A 13,345-nucleotide genomic window follows, 5' to 3' on the forward strand; every position below is an offset into this window, starting at 1 on the left:
TCATCCGTCCTCACCTCACGCAGCACGCACTCAACGACTACCCATAGCCCGACGAACGAATCAGCGAACGCGGACGTCACTGCACCTAAAGGCTGTTGCCCGACACGTTCGTCACGTCACGGTAAGGACCTCGGACATCGACCTACGAGTGGTCATGACGGGTGGAGTGCCGCCAGGCGCGCGCCCGATACGAACCAGCATCTGAGGAACGCCGACTTCCGGCACCAACCGGTTGAGCAGAGCACGACTGCCAGGCACTTCGGTCATGTGTGACAGTGGGCAAGTCGCCGCGCCCCGAACCGTCGCTTCGAGCAGTATCGACGAGAGCACCTGACCACACCGCAGCCAGTCGCGCCGGGTGTCAGTGGTTGTGCCAATTGCCAATACCGTCGATTCGTCGATTGCGCCTTGGTCCCCCATCGCGGCATTACGGCGAGCGGGAAAAGTCCGGGCGATGGGGACGCTGCCACCACCGGAAACAAGCGAAGTCTCCGGAATTCCGCCCGAGGACATGGAATGTCCAGCCCACCAATGCAACTCCGCTTGATACTCGGAGTCGTATCGGCGAGCAGCGGCCGACGCTTCGGTTGCGCGAAGCAGACCGGCTCGTTGATCCGAGTCCAGTACCGTTACGCCGATGTCGAGTTTGCGACCTACTTCCGCCACACAGTCGGTCAGCTCGTCGATTGCGTCGAACAACCCGAAAGCGCGGCGGTCGGTGCGCCGCCGACGTATCGCGGCGAGCATGTCGAAGTCGTGCGAGCGCGGCCGCGCATCGTGTCGAAACTCGACCGTGGCAAATAGATTCGGGGAGACTCCGCGGTCTTCGTAGTGAATGTCGGCACTCCAACGTAGCCCCAGCAGGCCCACTCGGAGGTGATCGAGTGCGGCGCCGCAACTGATATGCAGTTGCCGTCCGGTCGGGTCAGCTGCCCGGAGAAGTCTACGGTGATCGCCGAACAGCTGTAACCGCCCGTCGGTGTACGTCCACCGCCACGGTTGGCTGTTGTGCAAGGACGGCGCCCGACACGCGAGATCGACGGCGAGCTGTACGACACTCGAATCCGGTTTGGTGAGGTTCATGTCTCCTCCGATCTCAGCGGCCCGGAGTCGTACGTGCCGCTCTCAGTAGTAGCGTCGCAGGGTCGTCCGCTCTGCATAAGTGCCAATGGTCACCGCAACGCCGGCCCTGTGAAGGTCGGCCCAATCCGACTGGTGACACCGAAAATGACTTTCTCCTCTGCCATCGGCAGCCTCGGTCACGAAGGATTCGGTCACGGCCAGTTGACATCCGTTCCGACGAGAAGGAGATCAGTTGTGAAAATCAATCCACCCGTTGTTGTCGGGTATGACGGATCTTCGCAGTCACGGGACGCAGTGTGGTGGGGAGCTCACGAATCCGCCCTCCGAGCTGCGCCCTTACTCCTGCTGACGACGATGTTCACTCCCACCACCTATGGCGTACCCATCGGGATGCCGGCCTTCTATTTCGACGAACAAGAAGCAGCCGCCAAAAAACGACTTGCCGAGGCCACCGAACTGGCGAAACAAGCGATCGGCGAACGAACAGTCCAGATCGACGTCGAATTGGCTTCGGATCCACCCATACCGGTGCTCCGTGAAATCTCCAAGACTGCCCGGGTCATCGTCGTCGGAAGCCGCGGACACGGTGAATACACCGGAGGTCTCCTGGGTTCGGTGAGTTCGTCGCTGGCAGTGCATTCACTGTGCCCGGTCGCCGTCGTCCGAGGACTCGGCGGCGACGAGGACGTCTCCGTTCGCCCTGTAGTAGTCGGGGTCGACGGCAGCGTCCACAGCGAACCAGCCATCGCAACTGCCTTCGAGGAAGCGTCACTACGTGGCGTCGAGTTGGTCGCCGTCCATGCCTGGTCGGACGTAGTTCTCGACGTTGTCTTCTCGAAGTTTCGGGAGGTCGATTGGCGAGCCCGCCAAGACACCGAACGCGCACTGCTCGCCGAGAGCCTGGCCGGATTCGGTGATCGTTACCCCGATGTTCCAGTAAATACTGTCGTAGTCAAGGACAAGCCGGGTCAAAATCTCGTCCACCACACCGAGCGGGCACAGTTGGTAGTTCTGGGACGCCGCGGCCGCGGCGGATTCAGCGGCATGCTTCTCGGGAGCACCTGTCGAGAGGTCCTCCACGACGCGCACTGTCCGGTGTTGGTCGTCAACAGCCATCGATGATCGAGATGACACCCCGCACGCCCTCCGACGAGTGGATGATGTCGTGGCATGTCGACGCCCCCGGTTCGCTCGGGACGCATCCTCTTGTAAGGCGACTGGTCCCCCGCCCGGAAATCGGCGCGAATGAACTACTTGTTCGTGTTCTCGCGTGCGGAGTGTGCCGCACCGACCTCCACGTCGCCGTAGGCGACCTTCCTGTTCACCGACGCAATGTCGTACCGGGTCACGAAGTTGTCGGACTCGTCGAGGCGGTCGGGACGGCTGTCGACGCCTTCAAGCCCGGTAATCGTGTGGGGATTCCGTGGCTTCACTCGACGTGCGGTGTATGTCGCTACTGCCTACGCGGCGCTGAGAACTTGTGCCCGAACTCCACCTATACCGGCTGGGATGTCAACGGTGGATTTGCCGAATATACTTCTATATCAGAAGGATTCGCACTCAAACTCCCGTCTGGGTATACGGACAACGAACTCGCACCGCTACTCTGTGCGGGAATCATCGGATTCCGTGCGCTCGAGCGTGCCGACCTGCCGGAAGGTGGGCGGCTGGGAGTTTACGGTTTCGGCGCAAGTGCACACCTTGCGACGCAGGTCGCACTTGCTCGAGGCGCACAGGTGCATGTGATGACGCGCAGCAAATCCGCGCGCGAACTGGCCCACGATCTCGGAGCCGCATCGGTGCAAGGTGCATACGACCATCCACCGGAACTGCTCGATTCGGCAATCCTTTTCGCGCCAGTCGGTGATCTCGTTCCCACTGCCCTCGAAGCACTGGACCGAGCCGGCGTCCTGTCGATCGCCGGAATACACCTCACGGATGTGCCTGTACTGAACTACCAGAAGCACCTGTTCTACGAACGCGAGGTTCGATCGGTAACTTCGAATACCAGGCGAGATGCACAGGAGTTTCTCGAATTCGCAGACAATCATCACCTCCGCGTCAGCACCATGCCCTATCCACTCAGCGGAGCGAATCGGGCACTGGAAGACTTGGCGGCAGATCGAGTCACCGGCGCAGCAGTGCTGGTGCCATGACTATCTGGCACGCGGCGACCTCCGATCACGCGTCGGTGATCATTCGTAGACGCGTCTTTCGCGCTGTCTTGTTCGACATGGACGGTGTCGTGACCGACACCCGACATACCCATCGAGCCGCCTGGGGGCGCCTGTTTCACGAATTGAGCGCGCACGGCGACGTCGGCGATGTAGAACTCGACGACGAGGACTATCGAGAATTCATCGACGGCAAAGAAAGACAGAAGGGCCTCCGGTCATACCTCGAATCGCGGAAAATCGAACTTCCCCTGGGGCATCCCGACGATCCTCCCGATGCCACTACCGTCAATAATCTCCTCGAGCGCAAAAACCGATTCTTCCTCGCGGAACTCGAACGAGAAGGAGTCGGGGTGATCGTCCCGACCGTGAGGTGGATTCAGCAACTACGCGCCGCCGGCGTACTCACTGCTGTGGTGTCGGCAAGTCGAAACGCGCGACGAGTACTCGAGATCGCCTGTGTATCTGACTATTTCGACATCCGACTCGACGGCGTCGACATTGCACTACTCGGGTTGGACGGCAAGCCGGATCCAGACACCTATCTGGAAACCGCACGAAGACTGTCGATCCCGCCAGCCGAATGCGTCGTCGTCGAAGACTCGATCGCTGGAATCCGCGCCGCCCGATCCGGTGGATTCGGTCTGCGAATCGGTCTTGGTCCAAGCGAAAATCTCGAATCTCTCACCGAGAACGGCGCCGACCTCGCCGTCACCGCCATCGGCGAGGTCAACTTCCACTTCGTCACGGCCACAACGCGCGAAGGCGATAACCACGACCCTGGATGCCGACTCTGTATATCAGGAAATGAGCCCAACTCCACACTCGAATATCGCGGGATAGATCCGAGCGCCACTGGCCTTCGCGAGACCATGTCGACCGTGGGAAATGGCTACTTTGCCACGCGAGGCGCGTTGTCTGAGTCCCACGATGACGGCCTCCACTATCCCGGCACCTATGTCGCGGGGTGTTACAACCGACTCACCTCGGATGTGGACGGACACGTACGCGAGGACGAAAGCGTGGTCAATCTGCCGGACTGGACGACATTTACCGTCATAGGTCCTGACGGAGAACTGCTCCAATCCCCATCAGCGCTTGTCACGCACCACCACGAAGCAGTTGATCTCGAGCATGGAATCTGTTCCAGAGAAAGTGTATTCCGCGATACGCGCGGTCGCGTCACTCGAATTCGACAACGCCGGATCGTATCGATGGACGATCCACACGTAGCCGCGATCACCATGACCGTCGCAGCCGAAAACTGGGATGGATCGATCGACATCGCATCCGGGATCACCACCGACGTCGTCAACAACAATGTTCCGGACTATTCGAAACTGGCCAAAAAACATCTCGAAGTCCTCGCTTTGGATACCGTCGGCGACCAATGCATTTCCGCAACGGTCCAAACCACTAGCTCCCACATCCGCATCACCCAAGCCGAGCGTCTCCGCCTGACCGACGTCGACGGATCAACCACGCAACACAACCGCCGCGTGAACACAGACCACACTGGAATCGTGCAGGTCATCCGCTGCCGAATCACGGTCGCCAAACCCGTCACCGTCGAGAAGACGTCGGCGCTCTTCACCTCCCGCGATAAGTCAACACTCGATCCAAAGTCCGCCGCGTGGCAACGAGTCCAGGAAGCAGAGAATCACGGCGCACTGTTTCGACGCCACTGCGCCGCTTGGGACTGGCTCTGGAACCAATTCGGCATAACACTCGCTACGGAAGACTCCACCGCTCTGGCGACGAATGTATTACTCCTTCACGTACTTCAGACACTGTCGACCCACACGACAGATCTCGACGTCGGAGTTCCCGCTCGAGGACTCCATGGCGAGGCATACCGCGGTCACGTCTTCTGGGATGAATTGTTCGTTGTGCCAATCCTGACGCGTCGGCTTCCGGAGTTGACATCGTCGTTGCTGCTCTATCGGTGCCGGCGGTTAGCCCGGGCGCGCCGAAACGCCCGAGGGTTGAACCTGCACGGCGCTCTCTTTCCTTGGCAAAGCGGCAGCGACGGTCGAGAAGAAACACCGCCCTTCCTCTTCAACCCGAGGTCTGCCCGCTGGATACCCGATCACTCTCGTCGCCAGTACCACGTCAACCTCGCAATCGCCCACAATGTCTGGCGATATTGGCAAACGACAACCGATCTGGAATTTCTCGGTAATCACGGGGTCGATCTACTCATCGAGAATGCGCGATTTTGGATGGCAAAGTCCGAATACGACGCGAGCAGCGACAGATACGATATCCGCGGTGTCATGGGCCCAGATGAATTCCATGACGGCTATCCCGACCGCCCCGGCACCGGGATCGACAACAACGCATACGTGAACGTCATGACGGAATGGTCGCTCATACGTGCGGTCGAGGCGGTTCGGGTACTCCGGAATGACAACCGATACTTCCCTGGGCGCCTCGATGTGACCGACGAGGAGTTGGTGTCGTGGGACCGACTGAGCAGGCGACTGCGCCTGACTTTCCTCGACAACGGCCTGATCAGTCAATTCGAGGGTTTCGGCGCGTTGACCGAGCTGGATTGGGCCGACTACCGGTCACGATACGGGGACATCGGCCGCCTGGATCTCATACTCGAGGCAGAGGGAGACTCACCGATCCACTACAAGGCCTCGAAACAGGCAGACATCCTCATGTTGCTCTACGTATTCACCGCTGAGGAACTGACTGAGTTGATCACGCGATTGGGGTACGAGTTCGATCCCTCCGTGATCCCGGAGATGATCGATTACTACCTCGAGCGTACGACGCACGGTTCGACACTGAGCCGAATTTCCCACACCTGGGTCCTTGTGCGAGGCAACCGATCACAGTCGTGGGCCATGCTCCGCGACGCACTGGCCGCGGATCTGTCCGACGCTCGGAGCGGAAGTACCAGGGAAGGTATCCATCTCGGCGCGATGGCGGGCGCGATCGATATTCTCGAACGCTGCTACACAGGGCTCGATTTCCGGGACGATATTCTGTGGCTGCATCCGCAATTACCCCTCGAGCTGCGTGAACTTGCCTTCACGATCTATTACCGTGGCCACCGTCTTCGAATCCAGTGCACCCATTCGGCTGTGACTGTGACATCGGAGACGAAAGATGTTCCACCGATCACACTTTCGATCCACGACACCAGCTACACCTTTACTGCAGGCTCGTCGGTCACCGTGGAGTCCGAACAGCTAGGGGGTCCGAACAGCTAGGGGCAGTCACGAGGCGTCGATCGATCCCAGGGCGAATCCGGCGTCGGACAGATCCGCATACGCAGGCTCGCCGTGGGAGCCGTCATCGCGAACCTCGACATACCTGGCCGAATACGCTCTCGGGTCAGCAGCGCTGCCCGTGACAGGCGTCCTCTCGAGGACGACAGCGCCGGGCCATCGCGCATGGACCGCAGCGACCAGGGCGCTGCCGTCGACTGTCGCCGTCGACAGTGGTCCACCTTCACCCACGATCACTACCCGCTGACCATCTGTCAGCATCCATACCCCGACCGGGAAGGACCTGACTGCGCCCTCTCCCCCTGAGACCGTCACCGTATCCCCCGTCTCGCTCACCAAACGCGCAATTTTCGGTTGATTCATTGCCGGGCCTCCTGAGCAGTCGTACCGGTCGAGTCGAGTCGATCTCTGCCGTCGACGCTAGCCCACAACAACCACCATCACAGGTGTCGGCGGCACACGGATCAGAAGGCCGAAAGACCCTTTTTCGTGCACCTCGCGGCCCTGACCAGGAAGCCCTGACCCCGGCACAATTCGAATCACGATCACCCGAGCACGGCGAGTGCATGTGAGCAATCACCGTGTTGATTCCCGAGCGGAGCACTGGATGAAAACACTGGTCACGGCCGCAAGCCGCCACGGTTCGACAAGTGAAATCGCAGATTTTCTCGCAAAATCCCTGCGAGAGAGCGGAATGGATGCAGACCGCCGTCACCCCGACGACGTTCTCGAACTCACCGAGTACGACACGATAGTTCTCGGGAGCGCGATCTATATGGGGCACTGGATGAAGGACGCAGAGGAATTCACCAAACGCTTCTCGGATGCATTGCGGCTTCGCCAGGTTTGGCTGTTCTCCTCGGGACCGATCGGTTCGGGCGAATCCACGACCGGTGTTCCGTCCGACATTGCCACCTTGATGGAGAAAACCGGTGCAGTCGAACACAAATCCTTCGCAGGCAAACTCGACCGCGAAGGATTGGGGTTCGGTGAACGAGTAGCCGTACGAGTCGTTCACGCGCCTGAAGGCGACTTCCGGGATTGGGCTTCGGTTCGCTCCTGGGCTGAGTCGATCCTCGGGACAGCTCGCACCACACGGCATTTCGAATCAGAGGAGACATCATGAACCGCGGAGCACCAATCGTGGTGGGTGTCGACGGGTCGGCACCGGCGCTTTCCGCAGTTCGATGGGCGGCCCGAGAAGCCGTACTTCGCACTCGACCGCTCCACTTACTGTCCGTGATGCCTGTCGAAGCAGACACTTTCGGCGGTGCTGTCAAACTCGGTGCACCACGGTTTCCAGACCAACGAACTGTTGGTCGCGAACGACTCTCCACAGCTCGTTCCGAGGCGCTGCTGTCCGCAGCGACGCTGGGAGACAGAGAATTACAGATCGTCGACAAGCTGAGATTCGGAAACGGTGTAGAAGCACTCCTTGACGAATCCCGCACGGCAGCGATGCTTGTCGTCGGATCACACGGGCTCAATCAATTCGCCGACGCGATACTCGGCTCCGTCAGCGCGGCAGTGGTTCTCCATTCGAACGTGCCTGTAGCAGTCATCCGAAACGTCCCGAAGTCGAAACAGCCGCAGATGAGCGGCCCGATAGTGGTGGGTATCGACGGGACAGAGAACAGCGAACCCGCGATTGCCGAAGCGTTCGAGACCGCTTCACTCCACGGAGTGGAGCTCACTGCAGTCCATGCCTGGAGCGACTCCGACCTTACAACCGTGTTTCGCTCCGACCCTGACGGTGTATCGCTGGACTGGGACACGATCTCAACCGCCGAGCATGCGGTCTTGGCGGAAAGGCTTGCGGGGTGGCGGGAGGAGTACCCCGACGTCGCCGTTCGATGTGTCGTCGTACGTGACAATCCTGCAAGGCAATTGGAAATCGAATCGAAATCAGCGCAACTCGTCCTCGTGGGTCGGCGAGGACGGGGCGGATTCTCATCGATGTTACTCGGCTCCACGAGTCGCCGTCTCATGCACACAGTGTCCTGCCCGTTGCTGATCGTTTCGTCCCCCACCCGCCAGAAGGACCAGAACAAGTGACAACGCACCTCGAACCCCAATCGCCACCGAACTCGCCGTCGGACCGCAACCAATACTCCGCCACGGTCAATCGACTCGACGCGGAGTTCAAGGGACTCATCTCGGCGGAATGCATCAACATCGTCATGATGGGCTGCCTCGACGATCTGTCCTGGACAACACCGCAAGCCCGACCTGAACTCAGCGAACGACTGGCGCGGCAACGCATCATCAGCTATCTCGACAGCAAGGCCGACAACTTCAACTGAGGGGCTACGCATAACCGACCACGACGGAAGAAGTGCTCTCATTTCCGGAGGAGCGGGCCAGGTTGGTGCGGCCATCGCCAAAGCCCTGTCCGAAGAAGGGTTCGGAGTCCTCATCGGCGACCTCCTCGAAGGAGAAGGAAACGCTACAGCATCGAAACTCGGTGACCGCGTGGCGTTCCAGCGTCTCGACGTGACACAACCGGAGAGTTGGGAATCCGCCATCGACACAGCCGAGTCAACTTACGGACATCTGTCCGTCCTCGTCAACAATGCCGGAATCATCGAGCCGGGAAGCGTGCAACTACAACGCCCCACGCAGTTCAAACATGTTCTGAATACCAACCTGTACGGAGCATGGCTCGGAATACACTGTGCTGCAAAGTCCCTGACAACCGCGGGCGGAGGTGCAATCGTGAGGGTTCTCTCGGGTCAGGATCGATGAAAATCTGATTCCGTGCTCAGATCCCGACTTCGCAATCAGTCCATACTGTCGACATCGATCATCGACCGCCGAGAGGCAGCGCTCCCCCGCCGACGGGATAGGGCGGCAGCGTTCCCACAAGCGTCGGTGTCAATGTGGTCGCAGACGGATCTGCACGACCGAGAGTGAATTTCCGAACTTCGGCACCCGCTCCGTTGCTGCCGCTGACGAGGAGATCCGCGCCGGTAGTCGTGCTCGTCGTGGCCACTCCCACACCCGACCCTGGAGCGGTGAACGGGTCGAACGCTGCAACCTCCCGAAATGCCACGTCCGTCGAATGGTGATCTGGACTCTCGAGGTACATCTCGGGTGCACCGTCGAGCCTGGATCCACTCGAAAAGACACGGATTGATCCTTCTCCTCCGAGCATGCCTGCCACTATCGACTTTGCGCCGCCCTCGGCGCCGGCCACCCAACCCGTCGACAGAGACACCCCGTCGCGGTAGCCCTGATCGAATGCCAAGAACTGTGATGTCGTTGCCGGACCAGCCGTATGACCTGCGTGTTCATCGGAGTCGCCCTGCGCAATCGCCGTCGGTTCGTACAGGTCGTAGCGGAACGTCTTGATCAACGGCTCCTCGCCCGCACCGGGTGCTGTCACGATGCTCGCTCGACCGGAGTGACTGTCAACCATTCCGGTTGCGAACGTGACTCCGCTACTCGATCCCGGGTACGGCGAGAACGAACCGAATTCTGCGGGTGCGGACCTCTTGTCCGCCGGAAGGTCGGTGGAGTAAATCTTGACCTGCGACTCCATCCCCGGGCCCGACGCAACGATGATGTTGTCCGCCAATGCGTTTCCGTCGATATCGACGCCGCCGACGTTCACTCCGCCACGAAAACCCACATCGAAGGGGGCGAATCTTGCCAACTCGTCGGTGAACGGCACGCCGCCGACTGCGTTGTACGCCACCACTTCCGGAGCCGAGCCTGCACCTGTTCCAGCGACCAGATCAAGCACCATGTCTCCGTTCACGTCCGCCATCGCAACACTCGGGGTGCCTTCGAACGACGGGAAGGGCGTCACAGCGGTGATCAGTTTGTCGCCGTTGGCATCGAATATCTGCACCTTGGCGGGCACGCCGGCCGAACCAGGTATCGCGACGGCATACGTCGATACCTCGGGAATCACGCTGACGGTAGCCATCAAACCGTTGTCCTCGTGATTGAGTCGGTGGCAGTGAATCACAAAGGTTCCGGTGTACTCGGTGAACTTCGTTCGTAACGTCACTGACGCAGGCTCGAGAGCATTCTCATTCTCGTCAGTCACCGGAGCAGGCACGTTCACATTGTCGATCCCCCAGGGCTGAACCCCTGTCGTCGTCCCTGCGACGGGATCAACGACTTCCATCACTTGGAAGTCGTTCACGTGAATATGCATCGGGTGTTCGTCGTTGTTGAGGTTCGTGATCTTCCATTCTTCAACGGAATTCAGCCGCGGTTGAATCAGCGGGATGTTGGGGAACGTGTTGTCGGCGAATTCGTAGGTGAAGGCCTTCGGATCGCTGTTGCTGGCCTTCTCGTTTCCGAACCCACCGGACACTGTGAGGTTGCGGGTCACGTCGGGCGTCATCGCTGCTGTATCCACGAACGAGGTGTAGGTATCGAGCTTCTGTCCGAACTCGAAGGGAGTCGTCTTCCCTTCGCCCTCGTCTGGCGTCGCGCGGATCAACTGCTGAGTCGGGAACGTGAAGAATCCGTCCGCGTAACTGATCACCGACGGGTCGACGGTGACGGTTCCGAGTTCGGCGGGCGGATTGTCGGTACCGTTGTTGGTATAGAGAATTCCCGGATTGCTCACCGGTTTCGCACCTTCCAGCGGTGGCATCTCCAGCACCAGATCGCCGGACTCCGGCATCGTCACGGCGATTGCATAGCGCGAGGCCGGCGGAATCACCAGCCTGGTTCCGTCCCCGTCCACGGGTGGCCTGACCTCGTCGAACGGGTTTCCGTCCTGCCCCACGATTGCGAACTTCGGATGGGTGCCGGTTGCGGTTTCCGTCAACGTAACCGGCATGTAGGCAAAGTCGCTGATGTTGGCAAGCACCCAGATCTCGGTCTGCCCCGGCTTCAGTTTCAGCGACGGCTGGAACTGACCGTTCACGGTGTACTGCACATCGCGTTGGTTGTCCGGCAGTGAGGGATCGGCCGGAACACTCGTCGATTCACCCACGAAGCTCTGCAGATTGCCTGGAACGAATTGATTCTGTCCACGATGATTGGCCGGGGACAACGGTCCCGCGTACCAGTTGGTGAAATACTGCGCGCCCTCGGTAGTGTCCGAGAAATTCACCGGAGCAAGGCTCGGACGGTACGTCCCGTCGGCTAATTCGGTACCGGCGGGTGGCGTCAACGTACTGACGAATTGGGGCCAGTTCGCGTCGTTGAGCTGCCGGCCCTTTCCTTTGCGGTCGAATACGAAGTTGTACTGCAGTGCCATATCGCGAATCGGAACGTCGTTTGCCGTCACGACAGGCAAATTCCCGTCCGGCCGGCCGATTTCCAGTAGCCCGGCCAAGCCCATGTACGTCTGCTGGGCGGTGAGGGTGTGCCGGTGACTGTGGTACCAGTAGAGACCGTTCGGCATCGTCCCCGGAATCGCGTAGTCGTACACGTTTCCCTGGCCGGCGGGAATGTTGAGCAACACGTTGTCCGCATTGCCGTCCGGACTCACGTGCACTCCGTGAGTGTGCAGATTCAGCGGAGCCGACGTCAGCGCCGGCGGATAGATCGGCACGTCCCCGCCCGCCGGTGTGAATGCCGGATCGTAGAAGTCCTCGATCGTGAGATCCTGCAAATCGTTGTCGTAATGAATGATCAATCGCTCTCCGGGATTGACGCGGAGAGTCGGCGCCGGATAGACGTCACTCGCCGAGGTCGATCCGTCCGACGCCGTACCGCGGATGACCTCGTACCCGAAGAGCAGAAAATTCGACACGGGCGCCGAAGCGGTATCGAGCGGAATCACTCCCTGATGAGCGGACAAGCGCACCTCGAGAACACCATCTCGGCTACTCAGTTTCACCGGCTCCCGGTAGTCGACGGCGGTTCCGTCCGAGCCGTAGTTGGCGCCCACCTCGGGCGCCGATTCAGCGGACGTACACGCGGCCAACGCCATCGTCATGGACACCACTACTGCTGCGGCTAACGACCTTCCTCGCAGTGCGATCACTGGTTTCCCCGTTCCATGGTGGCGTGAGATACGTCCGATCAGCGCTCATCAGCCTATCGAGAAAACATCGGCTGAACAGTACATTCACGACAAATTGCCCACCTAGTGCCCGCTCGAGCGCTGCACCTTGCAAGCAGTCTCAGCAAACCGATCAGAAATCGAGAAGCACAGCCAAGGGGCCCGCAATTACGTTGAAACACATGAACACACCACAGAAGTCCACTTCCGACCACACGTCGTCAATCCACACATCAGCAGGGAGCGCCCGGATGACCACCGCGCAATCCGTGATCCTCGACGTACCCGACCTCGTCGCAGCCGAAGCCTTCTACAACGCTCTCGGCGTCGGAGATCGAATCCAGCTACGCGAATCGAACGAACCGACAACCGGGTTTCGTGGGTACACCCTTTCGCTCGTCGTCTCCCAACCGAACATCGTCGACGCCTTCGTCGGCGCCGCACTCGCAGCCGGTGCCGCCGTCTTGAAGCCGGTGAAGAAATCCCTCTGGGGATACGGCGGAGTCCTTCAGGCTCCGGACGGTTCGATCTGGAAGATCGCCACGTCGTCGAAGAAGAACAATGAACCCGCCACCCGCACAATCGACAGCCTCGTGCTGCTGCTCGGCGCCGAAGACGTCAAGGCCAGCAAGCAGTTCTACCTCGACCACGGCCTCGAGGTGTCGAAGAGCTTCGGCCGCAAGTACGTCGAATTCACCAGCGCAGCAAACAATGTCACGCTGGCACTGTACGGCCGAGGCGCCCTGGCAAAGGACGCCGGGCTCGCTCCCGAGGGCACCGGATCGCACCGAATCACCATCACCGGTGCGTCCGAACCCTTCGCGGATCCTGACGGTTTCGCCTGGGAAGTCGCGTCCGCTTGACATCAGGCA

The 13,345-nt window shown here is 60.1% G+C and carries 11 protein-coding genes; 8 read left to right on the top strand and 3 right to left on the bottom strand.

The annotated features are described in order from the left end of the window. Positions 1–111: 111 nt before the first annotated feature. Positions 112–1,083, bottom strand: a complete 972-nt coding sequence (locus ABX74_RS24965; RefSeq protein WP_047889928.1) for an Acg family FMN-binding oxidoreductase — start codon at positions 1,081–1,083, stop codon at positions 112–114. A 234-nt stretch (positions 1,084–1,317) separates the two neighbouring features. Here ABX74_RS24965 and ABX74_RS24970 point away from each other — a divergent pair, with 234 nt between their 5' ends. From ABX74_RS24970 to ABX74_RS24980, 3 genes are read left to right on the top strand one after another with little or no spacing between them, the layout of a single operon-like run. Continuing rightward, positions 1,318–2,205: a universal stress protein gene (locus ABX74_RS24970; protein ID WP_020907983.1), complete on the top strand. Its 888-nt coding sequence runs from the start codon at positions 1,318–1,320 to the stop codon at positions 2,203–2,205. Positions 2,206–2,240: 35 nt separating this feature from the next. Further along, a complete protein-coding gene (locus ABX74_RS24975) occupies positions 2,241–3,239 on the top strand; it encodes a zinc-binding alcohol dehydrogenase family protein (RefSeq protein ID WP_020907984.1) in 999 nt (332 codons plus the stop codon). Beyond that, entirely contained in the window at positions 3,236–6,481 is a 3,246-nt protein-coding gene (locus ABX74_RS24980) for an HAD-IA family hydrolase (RefSeq protein WP_047889929.1), read from the top strand. Before ABX74_RS24975 ends, ABX74_RS24980 begins: the two co-directional genes overlap by 4 nt. A 6-nt stretch (positions 6,482–6,487) precedes the next feature. Here ABX74_RS24980 and ABX74_RS24985 read toward each other — a convergent pair whose 3' ends face one another. Continuing rightward, positions 6,488–6,862: a hypothetical protein gene (locus tag ABX74_RS24985; RefSeq protein ID WP_021344468.1), complete on the bottom strand. Its 375-nt coding sequence runs from the start codon at positions 6,860–6,862 to the stop codon at positions 6,488–6,490. Between the two features lie 244 nt (positions 6,863–7,106). Between ABX74_RS24985 and ABX74_RS24990 the strand changes: the two genes are divergently transcribed. The 4 genes from ABX74_RS24990 to ABX74_RS25005 are packed head-to-tail and all read left to right on the top strand — an operon-like array spanning position 7,107 to position 9,244. Then, positions 7,107–7,625, top strand: coding sequence for a flavodoxin domain-containing protein (locus ABX74_RS24990; protein WP_020907987.1), 519 nt, complete (start codon positions 7,107–7,109; stop codon positions 7,623–7,625). Beyond that, positions 7,622–8,554, top strand: coding sequence for a universal stress protein (locus ABX74_RS24995; RefSeq protein WP_021344470.1), 933 nt, complete (start codon positions 7,622–7,624; stop codon positions 8,552–8,554). Before ABX74_RS24990 ends, ABX74_RS24995 begins: the two co-directional genes overlap by 4 nt. Beyond that, complete coding sequence (locus tag ABX74_RS25000) at positions 8,551–8,802, top strand: hypothetical protein (RefSeq protein WP_019748736.1); 252 nt, start codon at positions 8,551–8,553, stop codon at positions 8,800–8,802. Before ABX74_RS24995 ends, ABX74_RS25000 begins: the two co-directional genes overlap by 4 nt. A 40-nt stretch (positions 8,803–8,842) precedes the next feature. Then, entirely contained in the window at positions 8,843–9,244 is a 402-nt protein-coding gene (locus ABX74_RS25005) for an SDR family NAD(P)-dependent oxidoreductase (RefSeq protein ID WP_223258001.1), read from the top strand. Positions 9,245–9,302: 58 nt separating this feature from the next. Here the strand turns inward: ABX74_RS25005 and ABX74_RS25010 are convergent, their stop codons facing one another. After that, on the bottom strand, positions 9,303–12,407 hold the full coding sequence (locus tag ABX74_RS25010; RefSeq protein ID WP_223258002.1) for a multicopper oxidase family protein: 3,105 nt from the start codon (positions 12,405–12,407) through the stop codon (positions 9,303–9,305). Between the two features lie 317 nt (positions 12,408–12,724). Here ABX74_RS25010 and ABX74_RS25015 point away from each other — a divergent pair, with 317 nt between their 5' ends. Beyond that, entirely contained in the window at positions 12,725–13,336 is a 612-nt protein-coding gene (locus ABX74_RS25015) for a glyoxalase (RefSeq protein ID WP_019748763.1), read from the top strand. Positions 13,337–13,345 lie beyond the last annotated feature (9 nt).

Origin of the sequence: Rhodococcus sp. ARP2 (assembly GCF_001029585.1) — a bacterium.
GTDB lineage: Bacteria > Actinomycetota > Actinomycetes > Mycobacteriales > Mycobacteriaceae > Rhodococcus_F > Rhodococcus_F erythropolis.